Consider the following 18,062-nt stretch of genomic DNA (forward strand, 5'->3'; position numbering starts at 1 on the left):
ACCGCTGGAGTCACCTAATTCTTGCTGCGCCGCTCTCGGTAGGCGGCCACGTGCTGCCGGTTCCCGCAATTGCCGGTGTCGCAGAACATGCGCGAGCGGTTCCGGGACAGATCGACGAGCACCGCCTCGCAGTCCGACGCCGCGCAGATCTTGAGCCGGCGCAACTCCCCGACGCGGATCAGGTCGGCAAGGGCCATCGCCATCTCGGCGCCCATCCGCTGCCACAGCGGATCCTGGACCGACGCGAGGTGCAGGTGCCACTCGGGCATCTCGGGATGGCGGGTGAGCCACGGTGCGGCGCGAGTGTCCGACAGCAGCGCGTTCACCTGCTCCACGGTGCGCTCTTCGTCCTCGGCGACGGCCCAGATCTCGCCGAGCCGTTCGCGCAGACCGCGTACGGACGCGAGTTCGGCGTCGTCGCGGTCCCGGCGCCCCGTCCAGCCGAAGCCGTCGAGGTACTCGTCGAGGGCAGCCATCTCGGCCAGCCGTTCCCCGTCCACGCGGTCGGTGTTGATCAGGACGCATGCCGCGCGCAGGGTCAGTTCGGTGTCATGACTGAAAATCATTTGACTCCTGACTCCCTTCCCCGCTAGCGTCATGAGCAACATGGATTTTACTCATGACAATCCCGCTCGTGGGATCCGTCGCCGAGATGATGGAGGTGGCTCGTGACCGCGACCCGATCGGACCGCACGGAGACTGCCGGCCATTTCCGAGTCGGCCTCCTGTTCGCGGTCGGTTCCGCACTCGCCTTCGGCATGTCGGGCCCCCTGGCCAAGTCGCTGATGGAGGCAGGCTGGACGCCGACCGCCGCGGTGACCGCCCGGCTGGCCGGTGGCGCCTTGGCGATGGCCGTGTTCGCCTCCATCATGCGGCCGAACTGGGTCCGCGAGGCACTCCGGCACGCCAAGACCGTCATCGCCTACGGCCTGGTACCGATCGCCGGGGCCCAGCTCTTCTACTACAACGCCGTTTCGCACCTCTCGGTCGGCGTCGCGCTGCTGCTCGAGTACACCGCACCGCTGCTGGTCGTCGGCTGGCTGTGGGCGACCACCCGGCGCAGGCCCAGCAACCTCGTCCTGGCCGGGGTCGCACTCGCCATCGTCGGCATGATGGGCGTCCTCGACGTGTTCGCCGGCGCGCACATCAACCTCGTCGGCGTCGGCTGGGGTCTGGCCGCGGCCGTCTGCGCCGCCTGCTACTTCCTGATGTCCGACAAGGTGGGCGGCGGCGACGACGACGGCACCGGGCTGGAACCGATCACGCTGGCCGCTGGCGGTCTGGTAGTCGGTGCCGCTGCCGTCGCTCTACTCGGCGCGTCCGGTGCGATGCCGATGACGTTCACCGCCAACCAGACCGACATCGCCGGTTGGAACACGTCATGGGTGGTGCCGGTGCTCCTCCTGGCACTCCTGCCCACCGCCATCGCCTACACCCTCGGCATCATCGGCATCGCTCGGTTACGTCCACGCTTCGCCTCGCTTGTCGGGCTGTCCGAGGTGCTGTTCGCCGTGCTGGCCGCGTGGGCGCTACTTGGTGAGGCCATCTCGGTAACGCAAGCCATCGGCGGCGCCGTCGTGCTCGTCGGCCTTGCCCTGGCGCGCCAGGGCGACCGCACCGAGAAGGTCGAGGCCGCCACCTGGCCGGAGACACCGGCCGGGTCACCTGACATCGAGCAAAGCGTTCGGCGTAGCTGACGCCCATATGTGAAGATGACGGCGTGATTCCGATCAAAACGGCTGTCCGACTGGCGGCCCTCGTGTCATCCGTCGCGTCGGTGGCAGCCGTCGTGACCGCCGCACCAGCGGTCGCGGAACCCGCCTGCTCGGACGTCGAGGTCATCTTCGGCCGCGGTACCAGCGAACCGGCAGGCATCGGACGGGTCGGTCAGGCTTTCGTGAACGCGCTGACACCGCAACTCGGTGGCCGCACGGTGTCGGCGTACGGCGTGAACTACCCGGCGACCTACGACTTCCTCACTGCAGCCGAGGGCGCCGACGACGCCACGGCGCGCATCGCGGCACTCGCCGCGGGCTGCCCCGACACCCGGGTCGTGCTCGGGGGCTACTCCCAAGGCGCGGCGGTGGTCGACATGCTCGCCGGCGTCCCGCCGCTTGGCAACAAGATCGGCGACGTGGGCTCGGCCGCACCGCTGCCCGCCAACCTGGACGACATGGTCGCCGCGGTCGCCGTGTTCGGCAACCCGTCGGCCAAGTTCAGCCTCCCGCTCAACGGCAGCGGCGCCTTCGTGGGACGGGCGATCGACCTGTGCAATGACGGCGACCCCATCTGCTCCCGCGGTCGCAACCCCTTCGCACACTCGGACTACGAGTCGTCGAACTTCATCCCGCAGGCCGCCGCCTTCGTCGCGGGACTTGTCTAGCCTGTTTAGGCGTTACCATTCAGCGTGCCCCTTGATCTTGTTCGGCGTGCCTTCGTCGCCGTTGCTGCCGCCACCCTGACCGCGGGCGCCATGCTCGTCACACCGGTCGCCGCCACGTCGCCCGTCGCCGGGCTCGGCACCGCGTCGGCCGCCGACTGTCCGGACATCGAGGTGGTGTTCGCTCGCGGCACCGACGAAGCACCAGGCCTCGGGCGCATCGGTGGTGCGTTCGTCGACTCGCTGCGCGGGAAGGTCGGCGGACGGTCGGTCGGCGCGTACGCGGTGAACTACCCGGCGAGCTACGACTTCCTGGCGGCGGCGGCGGGCGCCAACGACGCCAGTGCCCACATCCAGTACATGATCGGCGCGTGCCCGACCACCCGACTCGTGCTCGGTGGCTACTCGCAGGGCGCTGCCGTGATCGACGTGATCGCCGCGGTGCCGATCCCGGCGATCGGGTTCAACAACCCGCTGCCGCCCAACACCCCGGACTTCGTCGCGGGCATCGCGGTCTTCGGCAATCCCTCGGCGAAGCTCGGTCTTCCGTTGACCACCAGCCCGGTGTGGGCAGGCCGCTCGATCGACCTGTGCAACTTCGACGACCCGGTCTGCCAACTGAACGGCGAGAGCGTCCCGGCACACCGCGCCTACGCGCCCGGGCCAACCGATCAGGCTGCCGGCTTCATCGCGGGTTTGCTGTAGCACGAGGCATGATCGATGCCTACGAATACGTCAAAACACTCCGCTAGCATCGGTGCGGTGATCCGTCGCCACGTCATCGCACCCGTCGTCATCGCACTCGTCGCAGGCGCGCTGCTGGTCGCGCCAGGCATCGTGAGCAGCCGTTCGATGCCGACGGCATCGGCAGCCTGTCCCGCCGTCGAGGTGATCTTCGCGCGCGGTCGCGTGGAGCCGGCCGGCGCCGGGCAGATCGGCAACGCCTTCGCCAACGGCCTGCGCAAGAAGACGGGCAAGAACGTCAACCTGTACGCGGTGCAGTACCCCGCCGACAACGAGATCGACGTCGGCGCCAACGACATGAGCCGCCGGATCAAGAACACCATGGCGGGCTGCCCGGACACTCGCATCGTCCTCGGCGGCTACTCGCTGGGTGCCGCCGTCACCGACGTCGCGCTGGCGCTGCCGTTCGCGTTCTTCGGCTTCGACCAACCCCTGCCGCCCGGCGCCGATCAGCACATCGCGGCCGTCGCCCTGTTCGGCAACGGATCCGCCTGGATCGGCCCCATCACCAACTTCAATCCGCTCTACCGCGAGCGGACCATCGAGCTGTGTCACGGTGCGGACCCGATCTGCAACCCGGCCGACCCCAACACGTGGGAGAACAACTGGCCCGACCACCTGGCTCCCGCCTACATCGAGGCAGGCATGGTCAACCAGGCGGTCGACTTCGCCGCCGGCCGGGTCTGAGGCCACCGCTCGTTGTAACGAGCAACGCCCCCCGACGGATACCATCGGTGTGGTGACATCGAACTTCGGACAAACGCGCCGCCGCCTGGCGATCATCTCGGGAGCCGCGGTCATCGCGGCAGGAGCACTTGGCGGTACCGCCGCCCTGGGTTCACCCGACGGGTCGCTGCCGACCGCGTCGGCAGCGCCGTGCGCCGACGTGAACGTCGTATTCGCCCGCGGCACCGATGAAGCGCCGGGACTGGGTGACGTCGGTCAGGCGTTCGTGGGGCAGCTGCGGGACAAGACCGGACGCGACATCGCGGCCTCACCGGTCAACTACCCCGCACACCAGGACGTCGGCCCCGGTGTCTCGGACATGACGTCGCAGATCAGGTCGATCGTCGACAACTGCCCCAACACGAAGATCGTCGTCGGCGGCTACTCGCTGGGTGCCGCGGTCACCAACGACGTACTGAACAACACGCTTCCGCCAGGCGCCGACCGGCACATCGCCGCAGTCGTGCTCATCGGCAATGCCAGTCGGCTGCTGAACATCCCGGTGACCCCAGGCCCGGCCTTCAACGGCAAGTCGATCGACGTGTGCAATCCCGGCGACCCGATCTGCTCGGGCGGCCCGGCGGCGCTGAGCCACCTTCAACTGGCCTACCTGCTGACCGGCGGCATCGGCAGCGCGGTGGACTTCACCGCGAGCAAGATCTAACCGCGACGGACGTCGCGCGTCACCGAGGTACGTGCTGCCAGCAGGTCGTCGGACGGGTAGTCGACGGCGACCAGGGTCAGTCCGCGCGCCGGGGCCACGGCGAACTCACTCGACCGGCCCGTCGAGCTGAGTAGCTTTGCGCACCAGGCAGGTTCGCGCCTGCCCTCGCCGACCGCCAGCAGCGCGCCGATGACCGAACGGACCATCGACCAGCAGAACGCGTCGGCGGTGACGTGGGCGGTGAGCTGGTCGCCGTCGTGCGTCCAGTCGAGCCGCTGCAGGTCGCGGATGGTCGTCGCGCCCTCACGGGGCCGGCAGAACGCCGCGAAGTCGTTCAAGCCCAACAGCTCTCGCGACGCCTCGCGCATGGCGTCGAGGTCGAGCGGTCGATTCCACGGCGTGACGAACCGGGCGGCATGGGGCTCCACCCCGAACGGTGCCGTCGACAGCCGATACTCGTAGTGCCTGCGCAGCGCCGAGAACCGCGCGTCGAACCCGTCCGGCGCGCGCACGACGTCGCGCACCCGGACGTCGTCGGTCAGGAGCTTCGCCAAACGCCGCACCAGCGGCAGGAATTCGGCATTTCCGTCCCGCGGCGTGCGCGGGTAGGCGAAGTGGATCGCGTCGGCAGGGACGTCGACGTGGGCGACCTGTCCCGTGGCGTGCACGCCGGCGTCGGTGCGACCTGCCGCGCGCGTGACGATGGGGCTGCGGAAGATCGTGGACAGCGCCTCGTCGATGAGCCCGGCGACCGTGCGCTGCCCGGTCTGGGTGGCCCAGCCGGCGAAGTCGGTGCCGTCGTAGGAGATGTCCAAGCGCAGACGAACCGAGGCGAGCGCAGCGACGGGAAAATGAACATGCCCGCCACCGGATTCGGTGGCGGGCATGTTCGGTGCTTCGTTACTTGGCGTCATCCTCGGAGGCGGCCTCGTCGGCATCGGCGTCAGTGGCCGGGGCGTCTTCGGCTGCGGCGTCCTCGGCCTCGGTCGGCGCGACGCTGGCGTCGGCTTCGGCGCCTTCGTCGACCACGGGGCCGTCGGTGGCCTCGGGCTCGACGGCTGCCTGGGGCGCTGCCGCGGCGGCAACCGGCTGCTGCGACGACGACACGCGACGTGCACGGTCGGCCTCGTTGGTCACGGTCTTCTCCCGCACCAGTTCGATGACGGCCATGGGGGCGTTGTCGCCCTTGCGTGCCTCCACCTTGATGATGCGGGTGTAGCCGCCCTCGCGGTCGGCGAAGAAGGGTCCGATCTCGGCGAACAGGACGTGCACGACGTCCTTGTCGCGGATCTTCTTCATCACCTCACGCCGGTTGTGCAGCGTGCCCTTCTTGGCGTGGGTGATGAGCTTCTCCGCGTACGGCCGCAACGCCCGTGCCTTGGGCTCGGTCGTCTTGATGCGGCCGTGCTCGAAGAGCGACGTGGCCAGGTTGGCCAGGAGCGCCTTCTGGTGTGAGGACGACCCGCCGAGGCGAGCACCCTTGGTGGGCTTGGGCATTGCGACTATCTCCTTGTGTGGCCGGCCCCCGTATCAGGTAGGGCCGGGACGGTTCGTGCGTTGGGCGGGCAGAGCTGGGTGGGCCCTGCGGTTAGAGCTGTTCGGTCTCGGCGAAGTCCTGGTTGTCGTCCAGGTCGTAGCCTGCATCGCTGTTCCAGGTGCCGGTGGCGACGTCGTAGCCGGCGACCTCCGACGGATCGAACGTGGCCGGGCTGTCCTTCAGCGAGAGACCGAGCTGGTGCAGCTTGATCTTCACCTCGTCGATGGACTTCTGGCCGAAGTTGCGGATGTCCAGCAGATCGGACTCCGTCCGCGAGACCAGCTCGCCGACGGTGTGCACACCCTCGCGCTTGAGGCAGTTGTACGACCGGACCGTCAGCTCCAGGTCGTCGATCGGCAGCGCGAAGCTGGCGATGTGATCGGCCTCGGCAGGCGACGGGCCGATCTCGATGCCCTCGGCCTCGACGTTGAGTTCCCGTGCCAGACCGAACAACTCGACCAGCGTCTTGCCGGCCGAAGCCAGTGCATCGCGCGGGGTGATCGAGTTCTTGCTCTCGACGTCGAGGATCAGCTTGTCGAAGTCGGTGCGCTGCTCGACGCGGGTGGCCTCGACCTTGTAGGTCACCTTGAGCACCGGCGAGTAGATCGAGTCGACCGGGATGCGGCCGATCTCGGCGCCGGACGCCTTGTTCTGCACGGCGGGCACGTAGCCACGGCCACGCTCGACGACGAGTTCGACCTCGAGCTTGCCCTTGTCGTTCAGCGTCGCGATGTGCATGTCGGGGTTGTGCACGGTGACGCCGGCCGGCGGCACGATGTCACCGGCGGTGACCGCACCGGGGCCCTGCTTGCGCAGGTACATGGTGACGGGCTCGTCCTCCTCCGAGGACACGACCAGGCCCTTGAGGTTCAGGATGATGTCGGTGACGTCTTCCTTGACTCCGGGAACGGTGGTGAACTCGTGCAGCACGCCGTCGATGCGGATGCTGGTGACCGCTGCACCCGGGATGGACGACAGCAGCGTGCGCCGAAGCGAGTTGCCCAGGGTGTACCCGAAGCCGGGCTCCAGGGGCTCGATGACGAACTTGGACCGGTTGTCGGCCAAGGTCTCTTCGGACAGGGTGGGGCGCTGTGAAATCAGCATTGTGTTTCTCTATCTCCTTCTCGACATCCGCTATTTGATGCCGACTGGGTGTTGGCCGGCCGGGCGGCCGACCAACTGCTACGACGGCCGACGGCCGCGCAACGGTTACTTCGAGTAGAGCTCGACGATGAGCTGCTCGGTGAGCGGCACGTCGATCTGCGCGCGCTCGGGCAACTGGTGGACGAGGATCCGCTGACGCTCGCCGACGACCTGCAGCCAGCCCGGGATCGGGCGATCGCCCGCGGTCTGCCGCGCCAACTCGAAGGGAAGCGTGTTGAGCGACTTCTCCTTGATGTCGATGATGTCGTACTGCGACACGCGGTAGCTGGGAATGTCGACCTTCACGCCGTTGACCAGGAAGTGGCCGTGGCTGACCAGCTGACGGGCCATGCGACGCGTGCGGGCGAGCCCGGCGCGGTACACGACGTTGTCGAGCCGGCTCTCCAGGATGCGGAGTAGGTTGTCGCCGGTCTTGCCTGCGTGACGGTTGGCCTCCTCGTAGTAGAGGCGGAACTGCTTCTCCATCACGCCGTAGGTGAAGCGAGCCTTCTGCTTCTCCTGCAGCTGCGTGCGGTATTCGCTCTCCTTGATCCGCGCGCGGCCGTGCTGGCCGGGCGGGTAGGGGCGCTTCTCGAAGGACTGATCTCCGCCGACGAGGTCGACGCCCAGGCGACGCGACTTGCGCGTGACGGGTCCGGTGTAACGAGCCATTCTCTAAATCCTTCCTCTACCTAGACCCGGCGCCGCTTGGGCGGACGGCAGCCGTTGTGCGGCTGTGGGGTGACGTCGGAGATCGCACCGACCTCGAGGCCTGCGGCCTGCAACGAACGAATGGCGGTCTCGCGGCCGGAGCCCGGACCCTTCACGAAGACGTCGACCTTCTTGACGCCGTGTTCCTGCGCCTTGCGGGCAGCGTTCTCGGCGGCGAGCTGAGCGGCGAACGGCGTCGACTTGCGCGAGCCCTTGAAGCCCACGTGTCCCGAGGACGCCCAGGCGATGACGTTGCCCTGGGGGTCGGTGATCGAGACGATCGTGTTGTTGAAGGTGCTCTTGATGTGAGCGGCGCCGTGCGGGACGTTCTTCTTTTCCTTACGGCGGGTCTTCTGACCCTTCTTGGCGGCGGTGCCGCCCTTCTTCGCTTGTGCCATCTTGGGTTACCTGGCCTTCTTCTTGCCGGCAATGGTGCGCTTGGGACCCTTGCGGGTGCGCGCGTTGGTCTTGGTGCGCTGGCCGCGGACAGGGAGGCCGCGGCGGTGCCGCAGACCCTGGTAGCAGCCGATCTCGATCTTGCGGCGGATGTCGGCCTGCACCTCACGGCGCAGGTCGCCCTCGACCTTGATGTCGGGGTTGCCTTCGATGAAGTCGCGCAGCTGGGTCACCTGGTCGTCGGTGAGGTCCTTGGTGCGCAGGTCCCGGCTGATGCCGGTGCCGTCCAGGATTTCCTGTGAGCGGGTACGGCCGATGCCGTAGATGTAGGTCAGCGCGATCTCCATGCGCTTGTCACGCGGGAGATCGACGCCCAATAGGCGTGCCATCAGGCAGTGTTTCCTTCTGTTTGCGGAGGTCTTGTCCCAGTCCGTTCCCCTCACGGGGTCCGGCCTCCGTGCCGGACGTTGAATGGGCGACGTGTTCGCCCACTGGTACTGGGAGGTCTGCATTCAGTTGTGGGTGGTGCTGAGGGCTGTTAGCCCTGCCGCTGCTTGTGGCGAGGGTCGGAGCAAATCACCATGACCCGCCCATGCCGGCGGATCACCCTGCACTTGTCGCAGATCGGCTTGACGCTAGGGTTCACCTTCACGGCTGGTCGATCCTTCTGGGTCTATCGCGGAACTCGCGCGAGCGCGTGTCCCTGCTCTTGGTATTGGTCGGGACGTGGGTTACTTGTACCGGTACACGATGCGGCCCCGGGTCAGGTCGTACGGGGAGAGTTCCACGACGACCCGGTCCTCGGGCAGGATGCGGATGTAGTGCTGCCGCATCTTGCCGCTGATGTGGGCGAGTACCTTGTGGCCGTTCTCCAGCTCAATGCGGAACATCGCATTGGGCAGGGGTTCGACAACGCGGCCCTCGACCTCGATGGCACCGTCTTTCTTGGCCATACTGTGTGGCGATCCTTGCTTTTGGTTTCGTATTCGTTTACGCCCGTTTCGGCGCAACCTTCGATCCGACTAGGAACGTGATCCGGACCGGGTGGATTCCATCGACGATCTCGATGGTCCAGAGGCAGTGCACGCAGAAAGTCGGCGCGGAAGCCGCACCGTTGGTCCATGCTACTCGCTTCGGCGTCCTGCCCAAAATCACCGTCGCCGCCGGTAGCGGTCCGATGGCGCGGTTCCCTCTCGGCGAGTGCACCGGGTCGCCAGACTCGGGCGATTGCGGATCGGCTCCGCGCGGGCGGGGCCGCGGTCAGCTTGCGTTCACAGCGCCGTCCGTCGAGGTCGACGATACGCGCGAGGACCGTTCGATGGGCCGTGACCGCCAGCGGCCGTCGCCCAAGGTGCGACAGCGCCGACGAGATCGCCAGTTCATCGCCGATCCGATGGTCCTCGGCGACCATGTTGATCCCTCCGTCGCTGCCACCGAGACCCGGCGATTGCACCGTCACGGCACACGGGTGGGCGCACTGGGTTACAGGTCGATGACGTCTCCCCACGTCTTCCTGGCAACGTCGACCGCCTTCTGGTTCCCCTCGTCGATCCCGTCTCCCTGGGCGAGCGCGACCAGCGCGTCAGCCAGGCGCAGCGGCGCCACGTTGTGGAGCCGGGAAGTCATCACGATGTCCACGAATGCCTCGTCGAGCGTGTACCGGCGCAGCGCCACGAGCACTCCCTCGGCGGCGCAGAGCCGCCGACGACCGTCCCGCTGGGCCCGCCCGGGAAACGCATGTTCGACGGCAACGTTCATTTCGGACTCCCCTTCGGACTCGACTCCCCCATCGTCAGTCGGCGGGCGGAACGGGCGATAGGGACGAAAGTCACCGCGGCTGTCGGTGGACGCGGCGACACCTCCGCCTGGGATCGGGCACGCGTGGCCCGACGAACGACTCGTGCGGGCGGGACTTCGGGCCCTAGTGAGGGGGCACCGGCCGGTGATCGGATGGCGGCAGATGGCAATACCAACGACACGAGGAGAGACCATGAGCAATGCCGCTGTGCAACAACATCATCGCCCGTCCTGGCCCGATGTGTCCGAGTTCTTCTCGGGATTTCCGGCCTGGGCGGGTCTGCGTCAAACCCTCGGCGACCGACCCATCAAGGTCGAGGACGAGATCACCGGCGACGAATACGAACTGCGTGCGGAGATCCCCGGCGTCGATCCGAAGAAGGACGTCGACATCACCCTGCGCGACGGCGTCCTGACCATCAAGGCGGAGCGCACCGAGAAGAAGGAGTCGAACGGACGTTCCGAGTTCTCCTACGGCTCGTTCACCCGGTCGGTCACCCTGCCCACCGCCGCCGACGAGGACTCGATAACTGCCGACTACGAGAAGGGCATCCTCACTGTGAAGATCCCGCTCAAGCGCTCCGAGGTGCGGGAGAAGCACATCACCGTGGGGAAGGCTGACCCGCAGGCCTGAGACCCGCGGTCAGTGCTCCTCGGCGGACGCCTTGATCGCCGCCAGGGTCACGGGGATGCCGCTGGTCGCCTGGTCGCTGCGCTGGGCGATCTCGGCTTCGGCACGCTCGCCGAACTTCTCGCCGAACCCGGCGATGCCCTTGGGCAGGAATCTCCAGTCTTGGGTCAGCCGCGTGGCGTTCTCCCCCGTCGGCTCCACGCGGAATCCCCAGCGGACCCACCCGTCGTTGACCTCCCAGGCGAATTCGTGCCCCGGCTCGGCGACGACCACCTGACTGCGGGTCTCCCAGGTCCGTTCTGGCAACTCGTTGCGTCCGGTGAACCACGCCCCCGCCTGCGCGCCCGCGGCCGGGTCGTCCCACCAGCAGGCCTTGCAGATGGGGCTCCACTCGCCCATGCGGGTGACGTCGGACACCATTGCGTACACCTCTGCGGGCGTTCGCTCGATCAGTACGGAGTCGGAGAATTCGAGAATCGTCATCACCCTCGAGCCTAGGCACTCCGAGCGTGCGTGTTCGCCGTGGGCGCAACCGTGCCGGTGACCCGATAACCGGTGGACCAGCAGCGCATAATGATCGGTGATGAGTGGACCCGAACACCCGCCCCGACGGCCTGCGATCCTCTCGGTCGACGATGATCCGGCCGTCTCCCGAGCGGTAGCCCGCGACCTGCGCCGTCACTACGGCGAGCGGTACCGCATCGTCCGTGCCGAGTCCGGTGCCGACGCGCTGGAGACGCTGAAGGAACTGAAGCTGCGCGGCGAGACCGTTGCGGTCTTCGTCGCCGACTACCGCATGCCCCACATGAGCGGCATCGAGTTCCTCGAGAAGGCCATGGACGTCTTCCCGTACGCCAAGCGGGTGTTGCTCACCGCCTACGCCGACACGCACGCCGCGATCGACGCGATCAACGTCGTCGACCTCGACCACTACCTCCTCAAGCCGTGGGACCCGCCGGAGGAGAAGCTCTACCCGGTGATCGACGGCCTGCTCGAGGAATGGCGTGCCGTCGGCGACCGCGGCATGCCGTACACGAAGGTCATCGGCCACCGCTACAGCGAGCGATCGTGGCAGGTCCGTCAGTTCCTGGCGCGCAACGAGTACTCGTTCCGAGCTGTCAACGCCGACGACCCCAAGGGCAAGCAGCTGCTCGATGCGGCCGGCCTCGACGGGACCCGGCTGCCCGTCGTCATCACCGAGAAGGGCGACTGCCTGGTCGAGCCCACCGACGTCGAACTCGCCGAACTGCTGGGCCTGTCGACCAGCCCGCAGCTCGAGATGTACGACCTCGCGGTCATCGGAGGCGGTCCGGCAGGCCTCGCCGCCGCCGTGTACGGCGCGTCCGAGGGACTCAAGACCGTCCTCATCGAGAAGGCCACCACCGGTGGACAGGCAGGACGCAGCTCGAAGATCGAGAACTACCTCGGGTTCCCGACCGGTGTCTCCGGCGCGGAGTTGACGACGTCGGCGCGCAGGCAGGCCGAACGCTTCGGCGCCGAGGTCATCACCACTCAGGAAGCCGGCAAGCTCGAGATCAACGGCGTCGGCGCGGCGCACTCGATCCGGCTCAACGAGGACAACACCGTCGGCGCCCGCGCCATCATCCTCGCCACCGGCGTGGATTACCGCCAGCTGGAGATCGCGGGCTGCTGGGAGGATCCGGACAACCCCGCCAACAATTACATCGGCCGCGGCGTCTACTACGGCGCATCGGTGTCGGACAACAGCGAGTGCGCGGGCGAGGACGTCTACATCGTCGGCGGCGCCAACTCGGCGGGCCAGGCCGCGATGTACATGTCCGAGACCGCGAAGTCGGTGACCATGGTGATCCGCGGCCCGTCACTCGAAGCGGGCATGTCGCAGTACCTCGTCGACCGGGTCACCAAGACCCCGAACATCAAGATCCGGACCTGCACCCAGGTCGTCGACACGGGCGCCACCGACGGCCATCTCTCCGAGATCGTGCTGCTCGACAAGCAGACCGGGCAGCGCGAGACGGTGCGCTGCGACCGCATGTGTTGCTTCATCGGCGCGACGCCGCGCACGGAGTGGCTGGAGGAGGCGGGAATAGCCCGCGACGATCACGGCTTCATCCTGTCGGGGCCCGATCTACAGAACGTGGTCGGTTGGACCCTGGACCGCCCGCCGCATCACTTGGAGACGAGTGTGCCCGGAGTCTTCGTCGCCGGAGACGTGCGGTCGGAGTCGGCCAAGCGGGTGGCAGCCGCCGTCGGCGAAGGATCGATGGCCGTGATGCTGGTCCACCGGTATCTCGCAGAAGCCTGATCACCCAGGCCTGAAAGGACGACCCACATGGGCGAGCATTGCGTCCGCGACGAACTTCGCACGCTGTTCCTCTTCGAGAAGCTGAGCGACGAGCAACTCGACGTGCTGTGCCAGGCAGGCAGCATCGAGAGGTTCCCCGAGGGCCCGCTGTGCACGGAGGGGGAACCCGCGACGTGCTTCTACGTCATGCTCGAGGGTGAACTCGTCATGACCAAGCGGTCCGGCGGGGTCGACATCCAGACCGGCCGCACCTCGCAGCGCGGTGTCTATTGCGGGGCCTGGTCGGCCTACGTACCCGGCGAGGAGCACACCTATCAGGCGTCGGTGCGGCTGACCAAGCCGTCGAAGTTCTTCGTACTCGACGCCGACGCGTTCGCCGCCTTCATGCGCTCGGAGTTCCCGATGGCCGTGCACCTGCTCGAAGGCCACATGGTGGGCGGGCGCAGGCAGAGCCAGATCATCGGCCAGCGGGAGAAGCTGCTGGCGCTGGGCACCATCACCGCGGGGCTCACCCATCAGCTGAACAATCCCGCCGCAGCCACCGCGCGGGCGACCTCGGACCTGCGCGAGACGGTCGGCAAGATGCGCCACAAGCTCGCGATGCTCGCAGGAGGCAAGTTCACCCCCGAGGCGCTCAGCGTGCTGGTGAGCATCCAGGAGGAAGTGGCCGAACAGGTCGCGAAGTCGAAGTCCGTCGAGCTGTCGGCACTCGAGGCGTCCGACCGCGAGGATGCGATCGGCGACTGGCTCGAAAGCCACGACATCATCGGCGCGTGGGACTACGCGCCCACCTTCGTCGACGCCGGCCTGGACACCGACTGGCTCGAGCGCATCCTCGCCTCGGTCGACGAGGTGGACGCCACCGCATCGCTGCAGGGCGCGCTGGGCTGGCTGAAGTACACCATCGACACCGAGCTGCGGATGAACGAGATCGCCGAGGCCAGCAAGCGCATCTCGGCGTTGCTGACCGACGCCAAGCACTACTCGCAGATGGATCGTGGCGCCTATCAGAGCGCCAACGTGCACGAACTGCTGCGCAGCACGATCATGATGTTCGGCGACAAGATCGGCCACCAGGGCAAGGGCAGGCCCATCACCCTGGTCAAGGAAACCGACCAGACGCTGCCCGAATTGGTCTGCTACCCAGGCGATCTCAATCAGGTGTGGACGAACCTCATCGAGAACGCGATCCAGGCGATGGACGGTCACGGCACGCTGACCATTCGCACCGCGCGTGAGAACGAGGACATGATCCGCGTGGAGATCTGCGACGACGGACCCGGTATTCCGCAGGACATCATCGAGCGCATATTCACGCCGTTCTTCACCACCAAGCCGTTCGGCGAGGGCACCGGGCTGGGCCTGGACCTGGCGTGGCGCATCGTCGTCGAGAAGCACCACGGCAACATGTCGGTGCGCAGCCAGCCCGGCGACACCCGCTTCATCGTGACGCTGCCGCTGCAGGCACCCGCCCCGATCACGCCGACACCCGGCGAACTCGCAGCGGCCGGGACGGAATAGTTCGGATCCGCGCGAGTCGACCGGAATAGGCGTCGGCGGGGGGTGGGTTGACCCGAACATGACCCAAGCAGATGCCACCTCCTACGAGCACTCGTCGAAACCAGATCTCGGCACGTACGGCGTATTCGGCCACTACTCCCAGTTCCGCCAGCTGTCCCCCGAACAGCTGCGCAACGTCGAGGCGCTCGGCTACGGCGCCATCTGGGCAGGCGGGTCGCCGCCCGCCGAACTCGACTGGGTCGACCCCATCCTCGAGGTCACCGATCACATCAAGCTCGCCACCGGCATCGTCAACATCTGGACCGCCGCAGCCGGTCCCGTCGCGGAGTCCTACCACCGTCTCGAGGCCGCGTACCCCGGCCGCTTCCTGCTGGGCATCGGCGTCGGCCACCCCGAGGCGCACACCGAGTACAAGAAGCCCTACGACGCGCTCACCGAGTACCTCGACGAACTCGACCAGCACGGCGTGCCCAAGGAGCGCCGGGTGGTCGCCGCGCTCGGGCCCCAGGTGCTGAAGCTGTCGGCCCGCCGCAGCGCGGGCGCGCACCCGTACCTGACCACACCGGAGCACACCGCCCAGGCGCGCGAGCTGCTCGGCGCGGAGGCGTTCATCGCACCCGAGCACAAGGTGGTCCTGACGACCGACGAGCGCTTGCGCGAGGAGCCTGATGCAGCCGCCGCCGAGGCCCGCCGGGTCGGCCGCAAGGCCCTCGAGATCTATCTCGACCTGACGAACTACCTCAACAACTGGAAGCGGCTCGGCTTCACCGACGCCGACGTGGCCAAGCCGGGAAGCGACGCGCTCGTCGACTCCGTCGTCGCCTACGGCACCACCGAGGAGATCGCCGCCCGGTTGCGCCAGCACTTGGAAGCGGGTGCAGATCACGTGCCGGTTCAGGTTCTAACGGGTACTGACAAGCTTGTACCGGCGCTGGCCGAGCTGGCCGGCCCACTCGGCTTGCGCTGACCTGCCTGATCAACCGAAGGGACCCCCGATGACAACCAAGCAAGTAGCGAAGCGGATCGCGCGATGACCCAGCCCGTGGACCTCAAGCCCAATCTCGGCCGCTATGGCGTCTGGACGTTCGGCGCACCCAAGCCCGAGCAGGCCGCGCAGATCGAGGAGCTGGGCTACGGCGCGGTGTGGATCGGGGGCTCGCCCGCCGGCGATCTGAGCTACGTCGAACCGCTGCTGGAAGCGACCGAGACGCTGCAGGTCGCAACCGGCATCGTCAACGTGTGGACCGCCAAGGCCGAGGAAGTGGCCGAGTCCTACCACCGCGTGGAGGAGGCCTACCCGGGCCGGTTCCTGCTCGGCGTCGGCATCGGTCACCCGGAGCACACCGAGGAGTACCGCAAGCCCTACGACGTGCTGGTCGAGTATCTCGACGCGCTCGACACCGCGAAGGTGCCGACGAGCCGACGGGTGGTCGCCGCCCTTGGCCCGAAGGTGCTCAAGCTCTCGGCTCAGCGCAGTGCCGGCGCACACCCGTATCTGACGACTCCCGAGCACACCGGGCAGGCCCGCAACATCCTCGGCAACAGCGTCTACCTCGCACCGGAACACAAGGTGGTGCTCAGCACCGACGTCGACGAGGCCCGCGAGGTGGGCCGCGGCGCCGTGGACTTCTACCTGAACCTGAGCAACTACCTGAACAACTGGAAGCGGCTCGGCTTCACCGACGAGGACATCGCCAAGCCGGGTAGCGACAAGCTGATCGACGCGGTGGTCGCGCACGGTACGGCCGACGCGGTGGCCGCCCGGCTCAACGAGCACCTGGGCTCGGGCGCGGACCACGTGGCCATCCAGGTGCTGGGCGGCTGGGACAAGCTGATCCCGACGCTGACCGAACTGGCGGGCCCGTTGGGTCTGAAGGAGTCGTAGCCCCCGCCGACACCGCCGTGGCGGCGTTCGCAAACTCCGATGTGACTACGCGATGGTTGCCAGATCTAGTCCATGGGACTGGATCTGGGCCACTGTCGTGCCCCCCGATTGTGTGACACGATGACGCCCGTAGTTCTCAGGTGAGCCGGGGGGTTTCACGACATGTCCACCACTGTGTCCTCAGCCGACGCGAGGACGGCCGCGCCGCGTGACCGTCACATTGCTGCGGTCACACCGCTACGGGTCTGGCAACGCCGCTACGCGTCGTGGCTGAGGGTGTCCGACACGGTGGTCGTCGTGGCGTCGGTGTTCGCGTCGCAACTGCTGCGGTTCGGCTACGGCGAGCACGGGCCGGCGTTCAGCATGGTGTCGGGCGGGATCGCGGCGGGCTGGCTGCTGCTGCTCGGGGCGTTCCGCACGCGGGCGCGCAGCGTGCTCGGCGCCGGCACCGAGGAGTACCGGCGCGTGTGGACGGCCACGATGACGACCTTCGTGGCCGTCGCACTGATCTCCAGCCTGTTCAAGCTCGAACTCTCGCGCGGCTATCTGGCAATCGCACTGCCGCTCGGCATGACTGCACTCACCCTCAACCGGCACGTGGCCCGCCGGTACGTCAGCGCGCAGCACCGCAGGGGCCGGTTTGCCAATCCCATTCTCGCCGTTGGCAGTTTGCGGGCCGTCGACGAGTTTGCCCACTCGCTGAGCAAGCACCCGACGCACGGCTACCGGCTCATCGGCTCCTGCTCCCCCAGCGTCTTGCGCCAGCATGCCGAAGGCACCGACGACGCCGAGCCGGTGGACGGCGACTTCGCGCAGACCGTGCGACGCTCCGGAGCCACCACCGTGGTCGTCCTGTCCGGCGACCTGACCGCGATCGAACTGCGCTCACTGTCGTGGCAGCTGGAGGCCCTCGACGTCGACCTCGTCATGTCGCCGGGCATGGTCGACGTGGCGGAACCCCGGCTGACGCTGCGTGCAGGTGGCGGACTCCCCCTCCTCCACGTGGAGAAGCCGCAGTACGACGGGGCCAAGCGGATCGGCAAGCGTGCCTTCGACGTCGGCTTCTCACTGCTGGTCCTCACCCTGCTCTTGCCTGCGCTGCTCGGCGCCGCGCTGGCCGTGAAGCTGACCAGCCGGGGACCGGTGTTCTACCGGGCGAATCGAATCGGGCTCGACGGCAAGCCGTTTCGCATGATCAAGTTCCGCAGCATGGTCGCCGACGCCGATGCGATGACGGCGACGCTCACGCACCTCAACGAGTCCGACGGCCTGCTCTTCAAGATCCGCGACGACCCGCGCGTGACCCGAGTCGGCCACTTCCTGCGGCGCTACAGCATCGACGAGTTGCCGCAGTTCCTCAATGTGCTGCGCGGCGAGATGAGCGTCGTCGGTCCGCGACCGCCGCTCCCCTGCGAGGTCGACGCGTACGACGCCGACGTCCGACGGCGTCTCCTGGTCAGGCCGGGGATCACGGGGCTGTGGCAGGTGAGCGGGCGATCGGACCTGTCGTGGGAGGACTCCGTGCGGCTGGACCTGTCGTACGTGGAGAACTGGTCGATGGCCACCGATCTGGCCATTGCGGCCGCTACCGTCAACGCCGTACTCGCCGGCCGCGGCGCCTACTGACCTCCTCGGCGCCG

Annotated in this window: 22 protein-coding genes; 11 read left to right on the forward strand and 11 right to left on the reverse strand. The window is 67.6% G+C overall.

Annotated elements, in window-relative coordinates; all coding sequences use genetic code 11:
* Positions 1-14 precede the first annotated feature (14 nt).
* Positions 15-566, reverse strand: a complete 552-nt coding sequence (locus tag LOK44_RS10305) for a CGNR zinc finger domain-containing protein (protein WP_163918905.1) — start codon at positions 564-566, stop codon at positions 15-17.
* Positions 567-668: 102 nt separating this feature from the next.
* Between LOK44_RS10305 and LOK44_RS10310 the strand changes: the two genes are divergently transcribed.
* From LOK44_RS10310 to LOK44_RS10330, 5 genes are all read left to right on the forward strand, one after another.
* Positions 669-1,697, forward strand: coding sequence for an EamA family transporter (locus LOK44_RS10310; RefSeq protein WP_237569912.1), 1,029 nt, complete (start codon positions 669-671; stop codon positions 1,695-1,697).
* A gap of 62 nt (positions 1,698-1,759) precedes the next feature.
* Positions 1,760-2,383 carry a cutinase family protein gene (locus LOK44_RS10315; protein WP_237569913.1) on the forward strand — a complete coding sequence of 208 codons (624 nt, stop codon included), beginning with the start codon at positions 1,760-1,762 and terminating at the stop codon, positions 2,381-2,383.
* 24 nt (positions 2,384-2,407) lie between these two features.
* Positions 2,408-3,085: a cutinase family protein gene (locus LOK44_RS10320; protein ID WP_237569914.1), complete on the forward strand. Its 678-nt coding sequence runs from the start codon at positions 2,408-2,410 to the stop codon at positions 3,083-3,085.
* A gap of 15 nt (positions 3,086-3,100) precedes the next feature.
* Positions 3,101-3,811, forward strand: a complete 711-nt coding sequence (locus tag LOK44_RS10325) for a cutinase family protein (protein ID WP_249783319.1) — start codon at positions 3,101-3,103, stop codon at positions 3,809-3,811.
* Between the two features lie 52 nt (positions 3,812-3,863).
* On the forward strand, positions 3,864-4,514 hold the full coding sequence (locus LOK44_RS10330; RefSeq protein ID WP_237569916.1) for a cutinase family protein: 651 nt from the start codon (positions 3,864-3,866) through the stop codon (positions 4,512-4,514).
* On the opposite strand, the gene truA is transcribed toward LOK44_RS10330, so the two are convergent.
* From truA to LOK44_RS10375, 9 genes are all read right to left on the reverse strand, one after another.
* Positions 4,511-5,401 (reverse strand): tRNA pseudouridine(38-40) synthase TruA, encoded by an 891-nt coding sequence (truA, locus tag LOK44_RS10335; RefSeq protein WP_237569917.1) that lies wholly within the window; start codon positions 5,399-5,401, stop codon positions 4,511-4,513. The genes LOK44_RS10330 and truA overlap by 4 nt on opposite strands.
* A gap of 13 nt (positions 5,402-5,414) precedes the next feature.
* A complete protein-coding gene (rplQ, locus tag LOK44_RS10340; protein ID WP_237569918.1) occupies positions 5,415-6,011 on the reverse strand; it encodes a 50S ribosomal protein L17 in 597 nt (198 codons plus the stop codon).
* 91 nt (positions 6,012-6,102) lie between these two features.
* The gene (locus tag LOK44_RS10345; RefSeq protein ID WP_163918911.1) at positions 6,103-7,155 is read right to left on the reverse strand and encodes a DNA-directed RNA polymerase subunit alpha; all 1,053 of its coding nucleotides are present in this window, start codon (positions 7,153-7,155) and stop codon (positions 6,103-6,105) included.
* 105 nt (positions 7,156-7,260) lie between these two features.
* Positions 7,261-7,866, reverse strand: a complete 606-nt coding sequence (gene rpsD / locus LOK44_RS10350; protein WP_163918912.1) for a 30S ribosomal protein S4 — start codon at positions 7,864-7,866, stop codon at positions 7,261-7,263.
* A gap of 20 nt (positions 7,867-7,886) precedes the next feature.
* A complete protein-coding gene (rpsK, locus tag LOK44_RS10355; protein ID WP_163918913.1) occupies positions 7,887-8,303 on the reverse strand; it encodes a 30S ribosomal protein S11 in 417 nt (138 codons plus the stop codon).
* 6 nt (positions 8,304-8,309) lie between these two features.
* Positions 8,310-8,690, reverse strand: coding sequence for a 30S ribosomal protein S13 (rpsM, locus tag LOK44_RS10360; RefSeq protein ID WP_237569919.1), 381 nt, complete (start codon positions 8,688-8,690; stop codon positions 8,310-8,312).
* 149 nt (positions 8,691-8,839) lie between these two features.
* Positions 8,840-8,953, reverse strand: coding sequence for a 50S ribosomal protein L36 (rpmJ, locus tag LOK44_RS10365; protein WP_003879483.1), 114 nt, complete (start codon positions 8,951-8,953; stop codon positions 8,840-8,842).
* Positions 8,954-9,032: 79 nt separating this feature from the next.
* Positions 9,033-9,254: a translation initiation factor IF-1 gene (gene infA / locus LOK44_RS10370; RefSeq protein WP_005140011.1), complete on the reverse strand. Its 222-nt coding sequence runs from the start codon at positions 9,252-9,254 to the stop codon at positions 9,033-9,035.
* Positions 9,255-9,783: 529 nt separating this feature from the next.
* Complete coding sequence (locus LOK44_RS10375) at positions 9,784-10,059, reverse strand: ANTAR domain-containing protein (protein WP_237569920.1); 276 nt, start codon at positions 10,057-10,059, stop codon at positions 9,784-9,786.
* A 232-nt stretch (positions 10,060-10,291) separates the two neighbouring features.
* On the opposite strand from LOK44_RS10375, the gene LOK44_RS10380 reads away from it, so the two are divergent.
* Positions 10,292-10,732 (forward strand): Hsp20/alpha crystallin family protein, encoded by a 441-nt coding sequence (locus LOK44_RS10380; protein WP_237569921.1) that lies wholly within the window; start codon positions 10,292-10,294, stop codon positions 10,730-10,732.
* 9 nt (positions 10,733-10,741) lie between these two features.
* On the opposite strand, the gene LOK44_RS10385 is transcribed toward LOK44_RS10380, so the two are convergent.
* Positions 10,742-11,212 carry an SRPBCC family protein gene (locus LOK44_RS10385; protein ID WP_237569922.1) on the reverse strand — a complete coding sequence of 157 codons (471 nt, stop codon included), beginning with the start codon at positions 11,210-11,212 and terminating at the stop codon, positions 10,742-10,744.
* Positions 11,213-11,312: 100 nt separating this feature from the next.
* On the opposite strand from LOK44_RS10385, the gene LOK44_RS10390 reads away from it, so the two are divergent.
* The 5 genes from LOK44_RS10390 (at position 11,313) to LOK44_RS10410 (ending at position 18,048) form a co-directional block, all read left to right on the forward strand.
* The gene (locus LOK44_RS10390) at positions 11,313-13,016 is read left to right on the forward strand and encodes an NAD(P)/FAD-dependent oxidoreductase (protein WP_237569923.1); all 1,704 of its coding nucleotides are present in this window, start codon (positions 11,313-11,315) and stop codon (positions 13,014-13,016) included.
* A gap of 27 nt (positions 13,017-13,043) precedes the next feature.
* On the forward strand, positions 13,044-14,537 hold the full coding sequence (locus LOK44_RS10395) for an ATP-binding protein (protein ID WP_237569924.1): 1,494 nt from the start codon (positions 13,044-13,046) through the stop codon (positions 14,535-14,537).
* Between the two features lie 58 nt (positions 14,538-14,595).
* Positions 14,596-15,504 (forward strand): LLM class F420-dependent oxidoreductase, encoded by a 909-nt coding sequence (locus LOK44_RS10400; RefSeq protein ID WP_237569925.1) that lies wholly within the window; start codon positions 14,596-14,598, stop codon positions 15,502-15,504.
* A gap of 63 nt (positions 15,505-15,567) precedes the next feature.
* Positions 15,568-16,422 carry an LLM class F420-dependent oxidoreductase gene (locus LOK44_RS10405; protein WP_237569926.1) on the forward strand — a complete coding sequence of 285 codons (855 nt, stop codon included), beginning with the start codon at positions 15,568-15,570 and terminating at the stop codon, positions 16,420-16,422.
* 162 nt (positions 16,423-16,584) lie between these two features.
* Positions 16,585-18,048, forward strand: a complete 1,464-nt coding sequence (locus tag LOK44_RS10410) for a sugar transferase (protein ID WP_237569927.1) — start codon at positions 16,585-16,587, stop codon at positions 18,046-18,048.
* Positions 18,049-18,062: the final 14 nt, after the last annotated feature.

The sequence above is a fragment of the Mycolicibacterium lacusdiani genome, assembly GCF_021916785.1.
GTDB lineage: Bacteria > Actinomycetota > Actinomycetes > Mycobacteriales > Mycobacteriaceae > Mycobacterium > Mycobacterium lacusdiani.

Bases quoted from the DNA above. Each gene is read 5' to 3' on its own strand.
- LOK44_RS10390 (WP_237569923.1), top strand. From the start codon at position 11,313: ATGAGTGGACCCGAACACCCGCCCCGACGGCCTGCGATCCTCTCGGTC.
- rplQ (WP_237569918.1), bottom strand. From the start codon at position 6,011: ATGCCCAAGCCCACCAAGGGTGCTCGCCTCGGCGGGTCGTCCTCACAC.
- rpsD (WP_163918912.1), bottom strand. From the start codon at position 7,866: ATGGCTCGTTACACCGGACCCGTCACGCGCAAGTCGCGTCGCCTGGGC.
- LOK44_RS10345 (WP_163918911.1), bottom strand. From the start codon at position 7,155: ATGCTGATTTCACAGCGCCCCACCCTGTCCGAAGAGACCTTGGCCGAC.
- rpsM (WP_237569919.1), bottom strand. From the start codon at position 8,690: ATGGCACGCCTATTGGGCGTCGATCTCCCGCGTGACAAGCGCATGGAG.
- LOK44_RS10375 (WP_237569920.1), bottom strand. From the start codon at position 10,059: ATGAACGTTGCCGTCGAACATGCGTTTCCCGGGCGGGCCCAGCGGGAC.
- LOK44_RS10325 (WP_249783319.1), top strand. From the start codon at position 3,101: ATGCCTACGAATACGTCAAAACACTCCGCTAGCATCGGTGCGGTGATC.
- LOK44_RS10395 (WP_237569924.1), top strand. From the start codon at position 13,044: ATGGGCGAGCATTGCGTCCGCGACGAACTTCGCACGCTGTTCCTCTTC.
- LOK44_RS10305 (WP_163918905.1), bottom strand. From the start codon at position 566: ATGATTTTCAGTCATGACACCGAACTGACCCTGCGCGCGGCATGCGTC.
- rpsK (WP_163918913.1), bottom strand. From the start codon at position 8,303: ATGGCACAAGCGAAGAAGGGCGGCACCGCCGCCAAGAAGGGTCAGAAG.
- LOK44_RS10380 (WP_237569921.1), top strand. From the start codon at position 10,292: ATGAGCAATGCCGCTGTGCAACAACATCATCGCCCGTCCTGGCCCGAT.
- LOK44_RS10385 (WP_237569922.1), bottom strand. From the start codon at position 11,212: ATGACGATTCTCGAATTCTCCGACTCCGTACTGATCGAGCGAACGCCC.
- truA (WP_237569917.1), bottom strand. From the start codon at position 5,401: ATGCCCGCCACCGAATCCGGTGGCGGGCATGTTCATTTTCCCGTCGCT.
- infA (WP_005140011.1), bottom strand. From the start codon at position 9,254: ATGGCCAAGAAAGACGGTGCCATCGAGGTCGAGGGCCGCGTTGTCGAA.
- LOK44_RS10400 (WP_237569925.1), top strand. From the start codon at position 14,596: ATGACCCAAGCAGATGCCACCTCCTACGAGCACTCGTCGAAACCAGAT.
- LOK44_RS10410 (WP_237569927.1), top strand. From the start codon at position 16,585: ATGTCCACCACTGTGTCCTCAGCCGACGCGAGGACGGCCGCGCCGCGT.
- LOK44_RS10405 (WP_237569926.1), top strand. From the start codon at position 15,568: ATGACCCAGCCCGTGGACCTCAAGCCCAATCTCGGCCGCTATGGCGTC.